Source organism: Gammaproteobacteria bacterium (assembly GCA_015709635.1).
Lineage (GTDB): Bacteria > Pseudomonadota > Gammaproteobacteria > Burkholderiales > Nitrosomonadaceae > Nitrosomonas.
In genome coordinates, this window is the sequence record CP054180.1 from 1,038,158 (window position 1) to 1,057,852 (window position 19,695).

Below are 19,695 nucleotides of genomic sequence, written 5' to 3' on the forward strand. Positions count from 1 at the left end.
TTCACAGCTACCGTCACCGCTACCGCGTAGCGGCTTGCCCTTGACAGGCTGCCGCCGACCAAAACAATACCGGCAAAGGATTACAGCTTTTTGTCTTTAGAATCTTGTTGATCTCACGTAGTAGCTACTTGCTTTTTCAGGCTAAATCACAAAATTGCTATCCTTCATACAAAACCAGCCTTCGGGCGACGACAGTCTGTCAAGGGTGGCAAATCTAGGTACTCACGACAGCATCCGCAAATTTCCTCAAGCATGCAAATTATTCAGCCGTCAAATGAGATTATTTCTCAGAGGATGATCTGTTATGCATGTAGAAAATAGTCCCGACTTTAAAACTGTTTGGCAATTGGCACATAACTGGATTGAGGCTGACCCGGATAAAACCGATCCCACTGCAATTTCAACTGAACTTAGAATTGCTATTCATCGCTTGATGCATGCGATGTCAACTAAAGAAATCACAGCTAGATGGAAGGGATTGCGGATTTTTAGGGATGATTCGTTTCTCTCATCAGTTTTTGATCTCTACCATGATTTTAAATTTTATCGATGCTTAAGAAATAACAGATTCGACAAACATTATCTGGATAATCTTTACGCAAAACGAAATGAAGTAATCAACTGGTGCATTGATGTGGCTCGGCTTGATCCTCCATCATGCTGGGCAGCGATAAGTTTGCAAACCAGCCAATCAACTGAAACCGACGAAGAAAACAAAAATTGGTATGACGAGTTAACTGAGAGGCGTCGGAAGAAAACAGGTTGTCTTGAACTTGCTAAAAAGTTATGGGAAGAAAATCCAGATCAGTCGTATGACCAGATTTATAACCATCCAATAATGAAACAGTATGGAAACCCCTCTGTTTTTACCAAAGATTCATTCCAAGATTGGGCAAAAGAGCATGCTTCCGAGTTTGCCAAGAAAGGTGGAAGAAGAAAGAAATCAACATAATAGAAAAAATAAAACCCTCTTCAAAAAAATAGATACCTATCTATTTTTTTAGCATCTTTTCTTACTCCATCGTTTGTCGCAAATTGACCTTGTATTTACTAACTAACGAGGTCAATCATGCAAAACCCATTACTCACTACTAAACAAGCAGCACAAATCTTAGGCGTCAGCACCTCATTCCTGGAACGAGACCGCTGGGCCGGGGCGCGAGTACCATTCATCAAAGTAGGCAGCCGGGCAGTTCGCTATCGCCATAGCGATCTGCTCGCCTATATTGAATCGTGCACGCACTTTTCAACCAGCCAGTACTGAGGTGTGTATGCACACGTCAGTACATCAACCCCATGAACTGCTCAGTCCCGGTGAACGCATCGCCGAAGGCATATTAAGTTTACTTGATGAGCCGAATGGCAACGATAAACGATGGCGCGCACCGATATTCCGGCAATTGCCCAAACGATTCGCCGGAATTGTTGCCGATAACTACAAAGAAACTTACATCTTTGAAGGCAGGCAGCAAGCTAACCTTGGCTTACTGGAGGTTTACGGAACAATCACTAAAAACGGCATTCCCCTCAATGCCACCGATGACGACCTGAAAGATTTGGCAAGAAACATCGTCAAGGAAATGCAGCAAGCCAGCCGCATCTACCAGAACCTGGAATATGCTGTTTCCCGGATGCTGCACCGGGCGCAAAAGTATGAAATCGAGCTGTCATTGTTTGAAGACCCGAACATTACAGCCACCGGCATCTATACCCGCCTGACCGATGAAATCTGGTGGCTGCAACGGCTACGCAAGATTCACGCACAAAAGCTGGAACAAGACGCCATCCGCATCGGATTAGTGCATGAACGCGCCAGCCGCTATGTCAGCGACGAAACACTAGCAAGACGCAGAGAACAGAAAAAACGTATCCGCCGCGTTCTCGATGGATTATTGGCAACCAATGAACTCGGCCAGTGTTTCACGCTGAGCGAACTGGCAGAGTTAGGTCTGGCTAATCCGCGCATCCGGCGCAATGAATTAATGGCGCGTATTTACGGTTTTGAATATATCGCCAACGAATTGGGTCATGCCGGAGTATTCTATACTATCACCTGCCCATCCAGAATGCATGCTCGTCACTCCGGCAGCGGCGAGCAGAATTCAAGTATGACGGCACGACACCGAAACAAGCGCAAAAGTACCTCAACAAAGTCTGGTCAAGAATCCGCGCCAAATTTGATCGCGATAAAATCAAAGTGTACGGCTTTCGCATTGCCGAACCGCAACACGACGGCACACCGCACTGGCATATGCTGCTATTCATGCCGCCCGAACAAACCGCAAGAGTTAGAGAAATCATGCGGCATTATGCCCTGCAAACCGATGGCGACGAACCCGGCGCACAGCAACACCGCTTTAACGTAACGCCTATTGATAAAAGCAAAGGCACCGCTGTCGGCTATATCGCCAAATACATCTCAAAGAATATCGACGGCCACGGTCTTGAGCATGATATTGACGGCAGTCCGATACAGCAAGCTGCGGAACGGGTAGAAGCCTGGGCGTCGACCTGGGGCATCCGGCAATTCCAGCAAATTGGTGGTGCTCCTGTTTCAATCTGGCGCGAATTGCGCAGAATCAGTGATGCACCTGAAGGCATCCTACAGCAAGCCCAGGAAGCAGCCGATCAGGGCAAATGGTGGCAATTCATTCAATTGATGGGTGGTGCCACAACCAATCGCAAAAACAACCCGATCAAATTGATGAAAATCGATTCAAAAGAACGGGGCAAGTATGGTGACCCAATCGGGAAAAAGATTTGTGGCGTTGAAACCGACACTATTCAATTACCAACCCGTTTGCACCAATGGCATATTGAAAGATGTGCAGTTAATGAAGAGGTAACTGAGAAGAATAGCGCAAAGCGCCCGCAGAGGAGCGTTAGCGACTGCGGCGGCGCTTTTGCGGCATAGCCGCCTTGGAGTTCTGTTAATAACTGTACGGAAAATAATTATTAGATAAGAACCAAAGATTGCTGAACAATATTTGTTTTTCAATTTTTTTATCTACCAGGAATTTTAATAACATTAAATTTCTTCAAAGGATAACGGTATCACTATTCAAGACATGGTTTCTCCCATACAATGCCAGCGGTAAAAAATAACCAACAATAATCAACTATCATTAAAAGTGAGGAGAAATAATGTCTCGTCGCATCATCTTTATAGATTCTAAAGTTACTGAATATCAAAGCTTGATTCCACAATTGCCCGAAGACTCGGAAGTAATTGTCCTTGGCGCAAGCAAGGGCGGCGTGATCCAAATCCTGGAAGCGCTGCAAGGTAAAACAGAAATCAGTGTGATAGACATCATCTCTCATGGCGCACCCGGTGTGCTGAAGCTGGGTTCGAGTGAGTTGAACAATAACAACCTGGCTGCGTATGCTGAACAACTCACACAAATTGGCGCGCACTTAAACGATACTGCCGATATTTTGCTTTATGGCTGTGAAGTCGCTCAGGGAAAACAAGGTCAGGCGTTCATCGAACAATTGTCACTGCTGACGGGAGTGAATGTAGCGGCATCAATCAATCTCACTGGCGCGGAAGCTTTGGGTGGTGACTGGATACTTGAAGCATACACCGGCTTGGATAAGGTGAGAGCATTGCATTTTTCTTATTCCGGGGTGTTAAGTTCTGGTGAATTCAGAGTTAACACCTATACAGACAATGTGCAAGCTGAGTCATCAATCACCGGGCTTTCCACTGGTGGTTTTGTAGTGAGCTGGTTATCGGAGGGTCAGGATGGCAGTCGAGATCACATCTATGCGCAACGCTACGAGGCCAATGGAGTAGCGCAAGGCGCAGAATTTAAGGTCGATACTAATGCGTCCAAGTTTGACTCTAGCTTTGATTCATCGGTCATCGGGCTTCCCAATGGGGGCTTTGTAGTGAATTGGATGTCCTCGGACGGCGATCTCCATTTACAGCGCTATGATGCCAATGGAATAGTGCAAGGCGGTGAGATGAATGTACGTAATGTTAACCCTTTAATAGTTTCACCGATTGCTGCGCTTTCCGATGGTGGTTTTGTGACGAACTGGCATGGCCTGGCTGGCATCTATGCGCAACGCTATGATGCTAATGGGGTAGCGCAAGGCGCAGAATTTAAAGTCAATACCACTAGAGATGATGGTCAGACAGAATCATCAATTACAGGACTTTCCGATGGCGGCTTTGTGGTGAGCTGGACATCTGAAGTCCGTAATGGTTTTGGTGTTGATTCTGATGAAATTTTTGCGCAGCTCTATGATGCTAATGGAGTAGCACAAGGCCCAGAATTTAGAGTCAATACCACTACAGATGACGATCAGAAAGAATCATCGATTTCAGGACTTACTAATGGCGGTTTTGTAGTCAGCTGGATAACTGCTGATCAGGATGTGGATAAGCATGGTGGTGGTATCTATGCGCAACGCTATGACGCCAGTGGGGTGGCGCAAGGCGCAGAATTTCAGGTTAATACCACTACAACCAAATTTCCCGATAATTCTTCGCTCACTGCACTTTCCAACGGTGGTTTTGTGGCGATCTGGCAGGCTCTGGATGTGGGTAGAGCTTCCTTCGGAATTTTTGTGCAGCGCTTTGACGCCAATGGGGTGGCGCAAGGTGGCGAACTCAGAGTCAATACCACTATAGAGACTAGCTCAGATCCTTCGATCGCTGCGCTCACCGATGGCGGTTTCGTGGTGAGCTGGCAAGCTTCTAATGACATCAAAGCAAAGCGCTACGATGCAAACGGCAATGAGGTTGGAGTAGTTGATTTTTCCGCGACTGCAGATCGATTATTTAATTGGGCAGAAAGCGCATACACCGCTCTCTTTCCCAATCATGCAACCTCGCAAGAAATTGCAGGTTACCATGCCCGTCTGTACGAAAATGGTAACGCGCTCGGCGAACAAAATGGGAATATTTATTTTTATGATAGCCACTCCATTGTTCTTGTTGGGACGGTCGATGATTTTCTACCCAGTGCAATAGCAGCAGGGTTTTGATCGTACGAAAATCTTGTTGTTTGGTAAGGCAATAGATAGAAGAACGGAAAAAAGCACTAAGGTATGAAGCAGATTTCTAACCTCCCCAAATTCTGGGGAGGTCATCAGTAAAGATACCTTGAAATAACCTGCAGAAAAATCAGATTTCGGAAACAAAAAAACTACCGGGATGTATTTCTCTCAATATAATTTTTATCAGTATTGGGATCACAAGAACTTAATCATCTTTTGGTATGGAATCAGTTTTAGTTCCAACAAACGAATTATTTGTTGAACATCCTGAATAATCACCAGGCTTATCTCCTGATATCACTGAGTAAGAACCAGAAATCGAATTGTCAGGCAGAATAGTTAATTTCATTGTATCTATTTCTGCATAATATTCACCCCCTTCATTATCCTCGTAACTGCTTGTTAGCGTTGCTGTATTTCCAACTAAATTGCCGCTTAACAATTCCGAAGAATACCCATCCGCAGTAATGGAATTCCCGGACTGTGTAAAAATTACATAGTAATTATATTGTGCTCCAACCGGATAAGCGCAATTATTGGGTCCGAAAGTTTCAGTTATTTTCCAGTTTCCTGAGAGATTCACTGATGCTGAAACAAGAGCAAAACTATCAATATTGGAGTATTCACTAAATTCATTTCCATCCCCTGCTTGAACAGCAATATAGAAAGCTGCGCCTTCCCATAAGCTTGCCGTAAAACTGGTTACTCCTCCAACATTCAAACTCGCAATGGACTCAGGCCCGGTATATGGAATAGGGGCATAACTCAGTTTATATTCGGTCGCACCGGGAACACTTGTCCAGGAAGTTGTGACTGTGAGTCCACTGATGGAATGCGTCAGTGTAGGAGCTGATGGTGCCGCAGTTAATTGCACGGAAGAACCAAGTAAAACGGATAACGTAGCTAGGAGCATGATAAATCTAATTTTCATGGTATTTTTCACTTTTTTATGTTATTTCTGATTAATGGTATTATCTTTACTATAGAAAATCGCTTCTTAATTAACCCTTAAGAGGTGCACTTTGTACTTGAATCAACTAAATTCAAGATAACGATAGCAGATTTTTTATGGCATCTCTATTTGAACTTGGATGGAGCGATATGAATTATCATTTGACGCTCTGACTAAGTTGACTGTTATTGGTGAGTCCTAGCCTAAGAATATTCCATCGTCTAGAGCTACGAATCTTTCAAAGGGATTTTCTTTATAGAAACTATAGAGTGTCGATAACACTAAGTTTATGGCGCTATCACTTGAACAGGGGTAGCGCTATAGGTGGATTTTCCATCCCCCAATCCGTACAAGAGACCTCCCCAAATCCAAACTGTACCATCACTCTTAAGAGCGATTGCCATGTCGGAAAAGTTATAAGTGGCTGTTATATCAGTAAGTCCAACGATCTTTTCAGGGTGAGGAGAATCCCTTTCGAGTATAGAATCACCTCTCCCCCAAGCCCAAACTGTCCCATCTTTCTGTATAGCTAAAGCGACATTTCTTGCAATTGTAATGTTGGTAATGTCATGTAGGCTAGGGTTTTGAAGTGGAAGTGAAACAGAGTCATTAACTCTGCCATCATCTTTCACTAAACCATAGGAATTATTTCCCCATGCCCAGACCGTTCCATCATTTTTAAGTGCGAAAGCCGATTCTCCAAACTCGATGAGTTGAATAACATCCGTTAAACCGCTAACTGGTTTTATTGGAGAATTAAACCAATGTAATACAGTTCCATCTTTCATAAGGGCATAACTGTCTGTTATGTGTATGGCACCATTCAGTTCGCTTACTGGTATAGGGATATCACTACTTAGATTATGCCCTCGAACTCTTTCAAAACCTATCGATCCTCCCCACGCCCAAACCGTTCCGTCGTTTTTAATCGCGTACGAAGCTTTACCAGAAAAACCATTTCTATTAATAATAATAGCTTTAATATCAGCTAAACCTATCACTTGACCTGGCGCATAACGATTTGTTGTTGTTCCATCCCCCAGTTGACCGAAGCCATTATCTCCCCACGCCCAAACTGTTCCATCACTCTTTAGCGCATATGAAGTTGATCTAAAAGAATTTATTGCAATGATATTTGTTAATCCAGATGCCTTGACTGGAGCACTACTAACTCCTATAAATGATCCACTTCCCAGCTGACCCTCCATGCCAAATCCCCATCCCCAGACTGTTCCATCTCCCTTTAGTGCTAGCACATGGTCTCCACCGCCACTTATATCAATAATATTAGTTAGACTAGGAATCTGTAAGGGTGTGTTTCCCCATCTCCATACTGTTCCATCATTCTTAAGAGCAAGAACCTTAGAATCATAATCAATAGCTATTTTGGTAATACCAGTTAGCTTTCCCGAGTTTCCTGTCCCAATTGCCAATAAATTGGATAGGCTATCAATATAAGTCGGACTGTCATTCCCCCATGGTCCACCTAATACAAATACGCCATTGTTATCGGTATTAACGCCAGCATAAATATTTGTATCCGGGTAAAAGCGGAATAACCAAGGTGTTGCACTTTGTGTTGTCTGATGAGTGGGAAAATATTGTGGATAATTATTTTCTGCCCAGTTAAGTAATGTGTCAGTATCACTAGCTGTATCGGCAGAAGCAAAGTGAATCGTGCCAAGAAAAAGCACTGTGCAGAAAAATAGGATCAGGTGTTTTATTCGTTGTTTAATTTTGATTCCCCGTTCTGAACGTTTGAAGTGAATTTGCTTGAAGCGTCACTACTTGCTTATGGTTATCTGGCATTAACCGATTTTCCTAGACCTAGATAATGGGGTATTGGCAATTTTCTGAAAATTAATTTAGTAGACCATGGCGCAGTGATCCGTGTAGATCATCTAGATTTAGTCTTATTTTTAGGGAGTCTCGGATGCCTTATCCAACTTGAATATAGTGTCTACATGAAAATCATAAAATACTTAAATGTAATGTAATTATTTGTTTTAATGGTATTGTTGAGAGTGATCGAACCTCCACCTACTGATTGCAAATTGTGTGCTTATGCTTATTATAACCTTGCTTGATGATATATCTAACTCAAGTCGCTCAGTGAAGTTTCTCATTTGACCTTGTTAACTCTCTTCCTAAGGTTCTTTCTCCTTTCCTGTCAAATCACGACTGCCATGCATGATAGCAAGGATCAAAATGCGATCAGCTTCCAAACGATACATCACGCGATATCCCTGTACGATGATTTCCCGTAATTTTTGATCTTCGGTTTCTGGAATAATGCGTCCGCTTTCGGGAAAATTTCTTAACCGTCGTGTGGCGAGTACTATCTTTTCACCGAAACGTCGTGCATAAAACGACGAATCGCGACTAATATATTGCACTAGATCATCGAGATCATCTCGCGCAAAATTCGACCATTCAACGCGCATCACTCAGATATCGCTTTTCCATCTCTTCCTGTGATGTGATATTGCCTTCCTTTGCCGCTTGGAGCGAATGCTCTAGCTTTTGGCGGACATAGATAGCGTACATGGCATCGTCAAAGGTGGCTTGTTCCGGCAAGTGAGCAGCGATATCCTGAATAATTTGCTTGACAGTTTGCATAACGATCTTTCCTTATGGCATTTGTTGAAAGATGATATTCAGTGAGACGGTGTACGGTGTGTGTTTATTTTGGGTGGCTTAGATGCTTTTTTGTTAAACCTTGTACAAAAGCAAAACTTTTTGCGCGCAAATTAATAGAGCAAAATTTGGGAGTAGAGCAGATTACACTTCGCGAGCTTTTATCTGATTAGTCTACTATGCGGCTACTAATATTTATCACCAGTTTCTTTCTTTTATGTAAATTACTGTTTATTTTGGCTCCCCGACCAGGGCTCGAACCTGGGACCTGCGGATTAACAGTCCGTCGCTCTACCGACTGAGCTATCGGGGAATTGGTGAGTTGCGCATGTTAACGTTTTGAAGCCTCCCGGTCAACCATCAGATAGTGTCTTGCACTGAGAATTTACTTTATACAGCTGGATCTGGCTATGCCGGGCGAGAGAAATTTTGCAGTTTGGTTGAATAATAAAGAGAGATTTGTGAATTAGGACGAAATATCAAAGGTTGTTGTTGCTGCGGAAAATTGAAAGGAATAATTTTATCCATGAATTCCTTGAGACAAAGAGTTCATGCAGTTTCGCGATACCTCAAATAGAGAAATGGTATATACTGAAATCTGGTGTTCTGGTCCGCTGGAAGAAGTTGATTCTTCTTCGATAAAGCGGCTTGCCAGTCACTGGGATTATCAAGAAGTATTCATGCAATGTATTATTTATAAAGGAGTAATTATCATGCGTACTATATCTGCAATAATTGTAACCGGAACATTGGCATTTTTTATAAGCGCCCCTGTATTGGCGTCGGATGCGGGACATACTTCGGAAGCGATGGAGCATGCCGGTAAAGCGCAAGCGCATGGAGAAATGGGGCACGCGAAAGAGTCACTTGAACACGCAAAAGAAAGCTTGGCGCATGCAAAGGCGGCTCGGGATGATCACGCTGCTTCTCATAAACATATGGATGAAGCGATCAAGCATTTGGAAGAGGCAATTAAACATGCTGATATGGGTCATGGTCAGGAATCAGCTAAACACACTGAAGAAGCCATGAAACATATGCGTCAATCCGGCCACTAATCATTCCAATCAATAACCGTCCTCGGCTTTTGCCGAGGAACAGCATTTTCAATCTTTAGCACCCATTTCTAGCGCCAATTTCCTGGATAATTGAGCTGCTTCTTCAGTAACTTCAATATCCAGCCACCCTTGCAGATGTGTGCAGGTAATATCGGCTAAAGCTTCAATCCAGTCACTGCGTTCATTGAGACAGGGAATATAGTGAAATTCCTCGCCGCCCGCCTGAAGAAAGGTATTTTTCGCTTCGATGGCGATCTCTTCCAATGTTTCCAAGCAATCCGAAACAAACCCGGGACATATCACATCAACGCGCTTTGTTTGCTCTTTGCCTAATTGCTCCAGGACTGCAGCGGTGTAGGGAGTTAGCCATTTGGCCTTGCCGAAGCGTGACTGAAAGCACACGGCATATTGGTTTGCCTCAAGGGCTAATGCTTCGGCCAGTAATCGTCCCGTTTTCTGGCATGCGCAATGATAAGGATCGCCTTTGTCCAGGCTGGCGCGCGGGGTGCCGTGAAAGCTGATGATCAACTTGTCAGGCCGTCCATGTGCATCCCAATAGTCGTGGACATTTTGCGCTAACGCTGCGATGTAACCGGGGTGGTCGTGATACTGCTTAACGGTGCGCAATGCGGGCTGATTGCGCATTTTGTTGAGTACCGCAAAAACATTATCCATCGCCGCTGCCGTACTGCTGGCAGCATATTGCGGAAACAGCGGAATGACCAGAATGCGTTCGCAACCTTGTTGCTGCATGCGGGTCAGCACATCAGTAACGGAAGGCTTACCGATGTTCATCGCGTATTCGACAAGCGGGGGATTTTTTAACCGTGCTGTCAATGCTTCGCGTAAGCGTTCCGTTTGCCGCTCGGTATGCACTTTGAGCGGAGAGCCTTCGGCTATCCAGATTTTGGCGTATTTCTCAGCCGAAGCTTTCGGTCTGAAAGGCAGGATGAAGCCGTGCAAAATAGGCCACCAGATCAGCCGGGGCACTTCGATGACCCGCGGATTGCTGAGGAATTCCTTAAGATAAGGGCGCAACGCTTGGGCCGTCGGTGCATCCGGCGTTCCCAGGTTGATCAATAATACGCCAGTGCGATCCGGTGAACCATGTTGATAGACGGATTTGGAAGTCATGGATATAAAGCTGAATTACTGAAATGATAAGCTAGTGCTGCGACAAACCGCTGGAAAGCAGTTTTGCGGTAATGTCGACGATCGGGATGATACGTTCATAAGCCATACGCCGCGGACCGATGACGCCGACAGTGCCGACGATTTCTCCTTCGATTTCATACGGTGCGGTTACTACACTGAATTCTTCCAGCGATGCCACATCGGCTTCGCCGCCGATGAAAATTTTCACACCGTGCGCTTGCCTGCTTAACTCGAGCAGTTGCAACAATTTGGTCTTGCGTTCGAACAATTCAAACAGTTTTTTCAGACTGATTAGATTGTCGGATAAATCATCGATCTGCAGTAAATTGCGTTCACCGGCCAGTACCACGGTTTCACTGCTTTCGTTAATAGCGTCGCCGCCGGCTTCGATGGCCGCACTCATCAAACTGATCATTTCGCTGCGCAATTGCTTTAACTCAGTATCCACGCGTCCGCGAATTTCGTCCAGCGTGCAACCGGCATAGTGTTGGTTGATGAAATTGCCGGCTTCGATCAAATCCGATTGACTATACGGTGTATTAGTGAAAATGATGCGATTCTGCACATCGCCTTCCGGTGTGACGATAATCAGCAAAATGCGTTTCTCGGATAAGGCCATGAACTCGATATAACGGAAAACTGCGCCTTTGCGTTTGGGCGTTACAACGACACCGGCAAAGCGCGTTAGATCCGACAACAAGTGCGACGCCACATTGAGCAAGCGCGAAGGATTATCGGGGTGGAGATGATTTTCCAAATGACTCAGTTCCATTTTGTCGAGTTTTTTGACGACGAGCAAGGTGTCGACAAACAGGCGGTAGCCTTTCGGCGTCGGCACTCTGCCGGCTGAGGTATGCGGACTGGCAACCAGCCCCATTTCTTCCAGATCGGCCATGACATTGCGGATGGTCGCGGGGCTGAGATCCAACCCGGAGAACTTGGATAACGCACGGGAACCGACCGGCTGACCTTCGTGGATATACCGTTCCACCAGTGTTTTTAATAAGATTTGAGCACGTTCGTTTAACATGGCGTAATTCTACACGAGTCAACAGGTTTCATTGTTTGGTTATAAGCGGTGATTTTGCCCTATCTTATCTATGCTAAACTTCCTGGATATCGGCTTGCCGTGATGGATTGGGGGTTTAATATAGGTTTGAATTTTTCCGGGAAGCTTGGTTTCTCTGGCTAAATCTAAATATGTACAAGGCGTAATTTTGCAAGCCCAACGGTATCTTAACTCACTAATTTTTATTTTAGCGGTCATTCGATCTTGCTATTTTATTCAGACCTTACAACCAATACGCTAATAGCGAACGATAGTACCAAGCCATGAATTCTCCAGTTAAAACCATAGCGCTGATCGGTAAACACAAAAATCCCGAGATTGCGATTCCGCTGCTCAATCTGGCCGAGTATCTGACAGCCAAGAATTATAAGGTTCTACTCGATCACCTCACGGCAACGCATATCGGCAGCGATCTGTATCCGGCAGTATCGCTCGAGGAAATCGGTACGCAAGCCGACCTGGCCGTGGTCATGGGGGGCGATGGCACGATGCTCAATATTGCCCGCATGCTGGTGACGTACGATGTTCCGCTGATCGGTATTAACCAAGGGCGGCTGGGTTTTCTGACCGACCTGTCGGTGGACACCATGTTCGAAACGCTGGATGAAATACTGGCGGGAAAATATACCACCGAGCGCCGCATGCTGTTGTACGCGGAAATCATCCGGGATGGTGCGAGCGTTTTCAGCAGCCTGGCATTCAACGATGTCGTGCTGTATCGCGGCATGAGCAGCGGCATGATCGAGTTTGAGGTGAGGGTCAATAACGAATATGTGAATACCTTACGTTCCGACGGATTGATCGTGAACACACCGACCGGCTCGACCGCGTATGCCCTATCGTCCGGCGGGCCGATCCTGCACCCCAGCCTGGATCTGATTGCATTGGTGCCGGTTTGCCCGCATACGCTCAGTAACCGTCCCGTCGTGATCGGTCCCGATGCCAGCGTGGAAATCCGCATGCATAGTAGCGCTAATGTGCGCATCAATTGCGACAGTCATTCGTGTTTCGATTTGGAACAGACGGATAACATTATCGTGCGGCGCTTTCCCAAGACGGTGCGCTTGCTGCACTCGGTCAACCACAGTTATTACCGCATGCTGAGGGAAAAATTGGGGTGGAGTGAATTTCCCTGATGACCGTCACTGAGCAACCATGCTGAAGCAACTGAGTATCAAAGACTTTGTCATCGTTGACCAAGTCGATCTGGACTTTATGTCCGGCTTTACCGTTTTGACCGGAGAGACGGGTGCAGGTAAATCCATCCTAATCGATGCGCTGACGTTGGCCCTGGGGGAACGCGGCGATGCCAGCCAGATCCGGCACGGCTGCGAGCGTGCGGAGATTAATGTAACTTTTGATATCAGCCATTTGCCGGCATTGCAGCAATGGCTCGATGAACATGATTTGCAAGGCGATCCGGATAGTTGTCTGATGCGTCGAATTATTGAGACCGGCGGCCGCTCGCGCAACTATCTCAATGGCCATGCGGTGACCTTGCAACAGTTGCGTATGGCGGGTGAATACCTGGTCGCCATCCACAGTCAGCATGCGCATCAGGCGCTACTGCAAAAAGACGCGCAACGCGAACTGCTCGATGCTTTCGCCGGCTGTGCCGAATTGATACGCATGGTCAAGGAAGCCTATCAACATTGGCAGGATTGCCGTCAGCAAAGAATCGCTCTGGAACGGCGCGCAGCCGAATCGCACGATAAACGCGAACAACTGGAATGGCAGTTGCAGGAATTAACCGCGTTAAATTTTTCCTTGCCAGAATGGCAAACGCTGCAAGCCGATCATGGCCGGTTATCGCATGTCGCAGCGTTGCTGGCGGCAGCGGACATGGCGGTCGATACCTTAGCGGAGAACGAGCAGGCCGTCCTGGCGCAAATTACCGCGGTGAATAACCAATTGCAGAATTTACTGGAATACGACGGCGAGCTGAGAACGATCACCGACTTGCTTGACGCGGCGCAAATCCAAGTGCAGGAGAGCGTGTACGAACTCAAGCATTACCGCCAGCGCCTGGATCTTGATCCGCAAGCGTTACATGATGTTGAGCAACGATTGTCGGCCATCCATGCGACTGGGCGAAAGTTTCGTGTAAATCCGGAAGAGTTACCGGCACTGCTGGAGTCGATTACACAACAACTGGCCGCGTTAGGATCGAATGCGGATATCGGTCATTTTCTGGATCTCGAAGCAACCGCGCAGAGTGAGTTCCGCAAGCATGCGCAAGAACTCAGCAGCATCCGGCAGCATGCCGCGAAAGAGTTATCCGGGAAAGTCAGCGCCGCGATGCAAACGATTGCGATGTCGGGCGGTGAATTCTCGGTTGCGGTGATTCCTATGGAGCAGGGCAGTGCGCATGGACTGGAGCAGATCGAGTTTCAGGTTGCGGCGCACCAGGGATTGCCGCTGCGTCCACTGGCTAAAGCGGCTTCCGGTGGTGAATTGTCACGTATCAGTCTGGCCATACAAGTCATTACCAGTAAAGTCGGTGTTGTACCGACACTCATTTTCGATGAAGTCGATGTCGGTATCGGCGGAAAAGTTGCCGAGATCGTCGGCAATTTATTGAAGCAACTGGGCCAGGAGCGGCAGGTTCTGTGCATCACGCATTTGCCGCAAGTGGCTGCTACTGGCGATCAGCAATGGCAAGTGGTGAAATCCGCCGGGCAGGCTGAGAACCAGCCGGTTGTCAGCACGATCGCAGAACTCGATCCGCAACAGCGCGTGGAGGAGATCGCGCGCATGCTGGGCGGCGTCAACATTACCGAAACCACGCGTCAGCATGCGGCGGAGATGCTGCATCATGCCGCTGAACGCTGAAGTCAGCGGATGAAATGATCGATTCCCAGCAATTCCACGATCAGACGCCGGTATTGCTCGGATTTTCGTATTTGTAACATTTCCAGCGGATTAAGATTGTCCGTTAAGATCGTTCCCGGGGATTGATCGATTGTAATGTGCCGCGCTTTCAACCAATTCCGTTGTTCAATGGATATGATTTCGTTGTCATATTCAATTGCTTGATGTGCGGCAAGAAAAATAAAATCATTGAAATCGGTATCCGGTTCGGAAATGAATACTTGCTGATGCGGAAAAACCTGCGCCAAGGTTTTGGCAACCGAGGCGAGCGCCTTGTTCTGGCCATTTTCCAGAAATGCAACGAAATTCAGCGCGAGCAATCCTCGTTCGGATAACAGCGAACGTAATTGCATCATCGTTTCGACGGTCAATAAGTGAAAAGGCTCGGAGCCGCCGGTGAAGACATCCAGAATAATCAGATCGTAGCTGTCGGTTAATTTGCGGATTTCATAGCGGGCATCGCCGATGATGGTTTGGCCTGTCGGTGTGAAACCAAAAAACTGGCTGGCTGCTTCGGCAACAGCCGGGTCAATTTCCAGCGTGTCGGTGACTATACCGTGTTTTTTCAATGTCATCGCCATATGTCCGGCGCCCTGACCGATCAGCAGTGCGCGTTTAATATGAGGCGACAGTGCGGGCAGGATGTCGACCACTTTCTGGTAAGTCAGTACGTTGTCACCGTGACTGATACTGGCCGCGCCGATGGTTGAAGCATCCACGGTCAGCAGGCGGTAATTTTCCGCCGGTTTGTCGATGACACGAACCCAGCCGTACAGACTTTCACGTTCAAACTGGATGCGGTAGGAATCATCATGCGCAATGTCGTTCGCGGAGGCGGCTACGTGCGGTAGCGCGATGATGCTGACAATCACCAGCGCTGCAATTGGCGGTAGTGTCATTGCCAAACTTAGGTGTTTTCGCTCGAAAAAAGCGACGCCCACTGCAAGTATCAGTAAACCGATGCCCAAGCCCATGAAGATTTCGCGTGAACCTACCTGGGGGAATAAATAAAAGCCAAGAAACAAAGTACCAATGACGCTGCCGACGGTGCTGACAGCATAGATCGAGCCGGTGCCGGTGCCGATGCCGTCCAAGCTGGAAGTGGCGAGCTTGACGGCGAACGGTCCGACCATACCGAGCATGATCAGACTGGGTGAGAATAATACCAAGGTGCTGATAAAAACGCCCATGCGCAATCCCATGGTATCGGTAGCAAGCAATACCGGCGCGGTCAACCACGGTATCAGGAGTGTGAGTAATCCCGCCAGTGCGATGATCAACGCCAAGCCCGTTTTTCTGGCGCGATCCGCCCAGCGTCCACCGGAAAAGTAACCCAAGGCCAGTGCAATCAATGTGACCGAAATCACCGAAGTCCATACATACAAGCTGGCGCCATAAAACGGCGCGATCAACCGGGTTCCGAGCAGCTCGATGACCATGACCGCGGCGCCGGTCAAAAAAACGGTACAGTAAAGCCATGCCCGGTTTAGCATATAAGTGGAAGTTAAGTGATTCATCGCATTGCCTGTCAATAGAAGATACGCTTGGGTAAAGGGAGAGAGATGCCACGCTCATTTTTGTGGCGTCGGGATTCTAGTGGTGATCTCGGGGTGTTTGGAATGCGACAAATTGCCGCAGCAGGCTAGAGCTCCTGTTAATCGTACTTTAGCGCGGTGCGACAATTTGTCACATTGTCATTTCATGTAATGAAAAATAAGATTGTGTCCAGAAAACGATTCTTTTTCTATGATTTAACGGGAAGTCAAATTTTCCAGTTATGTATGAAAAAAAGTTTTTTCAGTTTTATTCTTAGCGATCACTTCAGCGGATTGATTGCTTCAAATAAAAAATGAATGTTTGCAGGATAAAAGAATAACTAATCTGAATGGAATTTGACATGTTAACGATGAAGCAACTCAACCTATCAATCACTAGCGCTCTGACCATTGCCGTTCTGGCAAGCACGGCGCAAACCGCATCAGCTCATACCCGGCTAGAAACCGCAACGGTTAATGAAAATACCCGAATCACCAACAACGTCGTTATTGGGCATGGGTGCGGAGAAATTGACGTCATCGGCACCAGCGTGGTATTTCCCGATGGTGTTGATTCTACGATTACAGTTGATGGTAATCCACACGCAGGTGCATTGACCGATTTTGTGCAAAATTGGGGAAACTTGATGCAGCAAAACTACAGCCGCGCTATTTTTACGTTCCAGGATGAAAAAGAAGATTCAAAAGGTAATGTTGTGGGTTTCTGGGCAGGTGGCGGTAATTCCTTGCCGCATCATTTGAATGGTTATATTCCGTTTAGATCGGGCGCAGTTGTCATAGAACCGACTTCCTGCGCTAAGAGTGTCAAATTTTATATCTCCATCGCGGATATTTGCGAGATCACGGATACTGCCGGGTTCAATGATAATACCGTCAATCTCTGGACGCATAACGCATTGGGAACAGCTTACGACCGCAAAAGCACGACCGATGACGGTCCGGCATCGCTGATCGTTACGAGAACCAGTACTTTGCCGACATCGTGCGGCGCCGGTGTGGCGGTTGAAGTGAAACCTTCCGCGGCGCAAATCAATCGCGATATGCCGATCAAAGTGGATGGCAGTCAGGTTTGGCCGAAGTAGGTGGTAATTGTTTTTACGAAAACCTCACTCTTTCCTCCTGTTTTCATAGAGTGAGGTTTTTAAAAATAAAATGAGAAGTTAAATTAAAGGGAGAAGGTTTGAGATGTTTAATAAATTAGGGAAATTTAAATATCGCGCCTTGATGCTGATGGCGGCGATCGGATTGACCGGAACATGGCAATCCGCCGTTGCACATACTCGCTTGAAAACACCGGTAATTCAGGAGAATGCAGCGGAGTTTGGCAGTGATTATAATGCCGTGGTGATTGCGCATGGTTGTAGAAATCCTACGACGAATGCTATGGATGTCAATACACTTGGATCAGTTATGGTATTTCCAGATGGCAAGGATTCAATCATAACGGTCGATGGTCAGCCGCATAGCGGTCCATTAACGGATTTTGTGACTAACTGGGGTAATCCTGTTACCAAAATTCAAGACCGAAGCATTTTTGATTATGAAGATTATATAAAGGATTCTCTAGGTAATAAGCTCGGTTTCTGGACCGGTGGTGGTAAAGGTTTGACGGGTGGTTTTAGGGCGGTTGTTCCATTTGCAACTGCCGGAGTTGTTATTGAACCAACTTCTTGCGCAAAGAGCGTGACATTTGTTCTAGGAATTGCTGATATTTGTCAAATTACTAATCCAGCAGGGTTTAGCGATGAGACGGTACTATTGTGGACACCTGCTGTCGGTTCGATTTACGATGGCGTAGGACTTGATGGTTATAATTCACCAGCTACGTTGCAAGTCATGCGCAGTGTCGCGCCTTTACCGGCATCCTGTGGAACAGGCGTTGATGTCGTGGTTAAACCATCGGCTAATCAATTAAATCGGGATTTACGGATAAACTTTGGTGGAAAGCAGATATGGCCTGCTGAGTAATTTGTCGTGTGATAAGCGGGCACATTCATAGTGTGCCCGTAAGTTATTTGTGGAAAACCATACTTGATGAGTAAAATTGCCGCCCAACGTATGATTATAGTGTAAGGAGTTTGACAATCATGGAGCATAGATTCTTTCAAAAAGCAGTAACCATTATTTCCTGTATAACTATGCTAAGTTATGCAAGTGTCAGCGGTGCTCACGATGCTGGTGCTACCATGGATCCGAATAACTCTGTCGCCGCTTTTACCGGCTACGCATTAGTGACGTGCTTTGATGACGGAAACGGTCCTGCAGATAATTTGGTCGCTAGTGTCAAAGACACTTCGCCGCCGCAAGATAATTTATTGGTTAATCTACAAATTATCAAAGGGGATCACGCCATCAATACAACCGATCCAGTATCGGGAGATGGAAACTTCAGTCCGGAAGTCCGGGTGCACGGTGGAAATGGTGTGTATCAATTGCTGGTCAATAAGACCAACATAGGCGCGCGCTCATTCATCGTAACATATCATTGCATGACGGCTGGTAATGTACACACCGGAACGGACATTTTAGTTAAGCAATTTGAATGAAAATTTCCGGTAGTTAGCCTTTGAAACAAAACACCATGAATTAGAGAAGTGAGTTGAGCCATGAAAAAAATAAAACAATCAATTTTTGTTATCGCCGCACTCCTATTGTGCAGTCATAGCGCCTTTGCCGACCATCTTTCCCAGGTATCTTCCGCTTGTGATTTAAAGACACTGGACGGCAAACCTGCCGCAGTCTTGCAGGAATTACGCGGAAAAGTCGTGTACATGGATTTCTGGGCGTCATGGTGCCCGCCTTGCGTAAAATCTTTTCCCTTTCTGAATCAGCTTGAGCATGATATGAAAGAACAGGGCGTGCATGTCATCGGCGTCAATCTCGACGAGAAAGTTAAAGATGCCGAGGATTTTCTTGCCAAACATCCGGCGCATTTCTCCATTGTTGCGGATCCGAGCAAAGCATGTGCAAAAGTGCTTGAAGTAATGGCGATGCCAACTTCGTACATCATCGATAAAAAAGGAAATATCCGGTACGTTCATCAAGGCTTCCGCCCGGGTGAAACGGAAGAGTTGCGCGCTTTGCTCGCACAGCTCGTGATGGAAAATCCTTAAGATACAGAGCCGCTCGCCATAATCGCGATGAAAAGAGCGCCCGATGTCATAGTCTTGCTGATGATTGCAATCGCGCTCCCGGGTTGTGTACACGTGGCGCCGTGGGAGCGGGGAAATCTTGCAAAACCGCAGATGGACATTGATCCCTATCCTTTACAGACTGAAATGCAATCCCACAATTACAGTAGCCGTGAAGCGGCACCCAGCCACAAATCTTCTGCCGGTGGCGGCGGCTGTGGCTGTTATTAAGCGGATTCTTGCCAAGGGATGTTTTTGA

At 46.6% G+C, this 19,695-nt stretch carries 18 protein-coding genes, 1 tRNA gene and 1 pseudogene; 12 read left to right on the plus strand and 8 right to left on the minus strand.

What is annotated here, in order from left to right; all coding sequences use genetic code 11:
* The first annotated feature begins 304 nt into the window (after window positions 1-304).
* The 4 genes and pseudogenes from HRU78_04650 (at window position 305) to HRU78_04665 (ending at window position 4,995) form a co-directional block, all read left to right on the plus strand.
* A complete protein-coding gene (locus HRU78_04650) occupies window positions 305-952 on the plus strand; it encodes a hypothetical protein (GenBank protein QOJ23018.1) in 648 nt (215 codons plus the stop codon).
* 117 nt (window positions 953-1,069) lie between these two features.
* On the plus strand, window positions 1,070-1,264 hold the full coding sequence (locus tag HRU78_04655; protein QOJ23019.1) for a helix-turn-helix domain-containing protein: 195 nt from the start codon (window positions 1,070-1,072) through the stop codon (window positions 1,262-1,264).
* A gap of 7 nt (window positions 1,265-1,271) precedes the next feature.
* Window positions 1,272-2,914: pseudogene (locus HRU78_04660) on the plus strand (replication endonuclease).
* A 230-nt stretch (window positions 2,915-3,144) separates the two neighbouring features.
* Complete coding sequence (locus HRU78_04665; protein ID QOJ23020.1) at window positions 3,145-4,995, plus strand: DUF4347 domain-containing protein; 1,851 nt, start codon at window positions 3,145-3,147, stop codon at window positions 4,993-4,995.
* A gap of 217 nt (window positions 4,996-5,212) precedes the next feature.
* On the opposite strand, the gene HRU78_04670 is transcribed toward HRU78_04665, so the two are convergent.
* The 5 genes from HRU78_04670 to HRU78_04690 all read right to left on the minus strand — a co-directional run bounded on the left by HRU78_04670 (window position 5,213) and on the right by HRU78_04690 (window position 8,909).
* Window positions 5,213-5,938: a hypothetical protein gene (locus tag HRU78_04670; protein QOJ23021.1), complete on the minus strand. Its 726-nt coding sequence runs from the start codon at window positions 5,936-5,938 to the stop codon at window positions 5,213-5,215.
* A gap of 308 nt (window positions 5,939-6,246) precedes the next feature.
* Window positions 6,247-7,653, minus strand: a complete 1,407-nt coding sequence (locus HRU78_04675; protein QOJ23022.1) for a hypothetical protein — start codon at window positions 7,651-7,653, stop codon at window positions 6,247-6,249.
* A 453-nt stretch (window positions 7,654-8,106) separates the two neighbouring features.
* Window positions 8,107-8,406, minus strand: a complete 300-nt coding sequence (locus HRU78_04680) for a type II toxin-antitoxin system RelE/ParE family toxin (protein QOJ23023.1) — start codon at window positions 8,404-8,406, stop codon at window positions 8,107-8,109.
* Window positions 8,393-8,578, minus strand: coding sequence for a hypothetical protein (locus tag HRU78_04685; GenBank protein ID QOJ23024.1), 186 nt, complete (start codon window positions 8,576-8,578; stop codon window positions 8,393-8,395). The genes HRU78_04680 and HRU78_04685 overlap by 14 nt, the downstream gene beginning before the upstream one ends.
* Before the next feature lie 255 nt (window positions 8,579-8,833).
* A tRNA-Asn gene (locus tag HRU78_04690) sits at window positions 8,834-8,909 on the minus strand.
* A 400-nt stretch (window positions 8,910-9,309) separates the two neighbouring features.
* Between HRU78_04690 and HRU78_04695 the strand changes: the two genes are divergently transcribed.
* Entirely contained in the window at window positions 9,310-9,654 is a 345-nt protein-coding gene (locus HRU78_04695) for a metal-binding protein SmbP (protein ID QOJ24918.1), read from the plus strand.
* Window positions 9,655-9,702: 48 nt separating this feature from the next.
* Here HRU78_04695 and HRU78_04700 read toward each other — a convergent pair whose 3' ends face one another.
* Both HRU78_04700 and hrcA read right to left on the minus strand, forming a co-directional pair.
* Window positions 9,703-10,788: a ferrochelatase gene (locus HRU78_04700; protein QOJ23025.1), complete on the minus strand. Its 1,086-nt coding sequence runs from the start codon at window positions 10,786-10,788 to the stop codon at window positions 9,703-9,705.
* A 31-nt stretch (window positions 10,789-10,819) separates the two neighbouring features.
* On the minus strand, window positions 10,820-11,839 hold the full coding sequence (hrcA, locus tag HRU78_04705; protein QOJ23026.1) for a heat-inducible transcriptional repressor HrcA: 1,020 nt from the start codon (window positions 11,837-11,839) through the stop codon (window positions 10,820-10,822).
* A 302-nt stretch (window positions 11,840-12,141) separates the two neighbouring features.
* On the opposite strand from hrcA, the gene HRU78_04710 reads away from it, so the two are divergent.
* Window positions 12,142-13,014, plus strand: a complete 873-nt coding sequence (locus tag HRU78_04710; protein QOJ23027.1) for an NAD kinase — start codon at window positions 12,142-12,144, stop codon at window positions 13,012-13,014.
* A gap of 19 nt (window positions 13,015-13,033) precedes the next feature.
* A complete protein-coding gene (gene recN, locus HRU78_04715) occupies window positions 13,034-14,710 on the plus strand; it encodes a DNA repair protein RecN (protein ID QOJ23028.1) in 1,677 nt (558 codons plus the stop codon).
* 2 nt (window positions 14,711-14,712) lie between these two features.
* On the opposite strand, the gene HRU78_04720 is transcribed toward recN, so the two are convergent.
* Entirely contained in the window at window positions 14,713-16,266 is a 1,554-nt protein-coding gene (locus HRU78_04720; GenBank protein ID QOJ23029.1) for a fused MFS/spermidine synthase, read from the minus strand.
* Window positions 16,267-16,655: 389 nt separating this feature from the next.
* On the opposite strand from HRU78_04720, the gene HRU78_04725 reads away from it, so the two are divergent.
* The 5 genes from HRU78_04725 to HRU78_04745 all read left to right on the plus strand — a co-directional run bounded on the left by HRU78_04725 (window position 16,656) and on the right by HRU78_04745 (window position 19,667).
* Window positions 16,656-17,387, plus strand: coding sequence for a hypothetical protein (locus HRU78_04725; GenBank protein QOJ24919.1), 732 nt, complete (start codon window positions 16,656-16,658; stop codon window positions 17,385-17,387).
* A gap of 103 nt (window positions 17,388-17,490) precedes the next feature.
* On the plus strand, window positions 17,491-18,273 hold the full coding sequence (locus HRU78_04730) for a hypothetical protein (GenBank protein ID QOJ23030.1): 783 nt from the start codon (window positions 17,491-17,493) through the stop codon (window positions 18,271-18,273).
* Between the two features lie 119 nt (window positions 18,274-18,392).
* Window positions 18,393-18,851, plus strand: a complete 459-nt coding sequence (locus tag HRU78_04735) for a hypothetical protein (GenBank protein ID QOJ23031.1) — start codon at window positions 18,393-18,395, stop codon at window positions 18,849-18,851.
* 60 nt (window positions 18,852-18,911) lie between these two features.
* Window positions 18,912-19,418 (plus strand): TlpA family protein disulfide reductase, encoded by a 507-nt coding sequence (locus HRU78_04740; GenBank protein QOJ23032.1) that lies wholly within the window; start codon window positions 18,912-18,914, stop codon window positions 19,416-19,418.
* A gap of 27 nt (window positions 19,419-19,445) precedes the next feature.
* Complete coding sequence (locus tag HRU78_04745; GenBank protein QOJ23033.1) at window positions 19,446-19,667, plus strand: DUF4266 domain-containing protein; 222 nt, start codon at window positions 19,446-19,448, stop codon at window positions 19,665-19,667.
* Window positions 19,668-19,695: the final 28 nt, after the last annotated feature.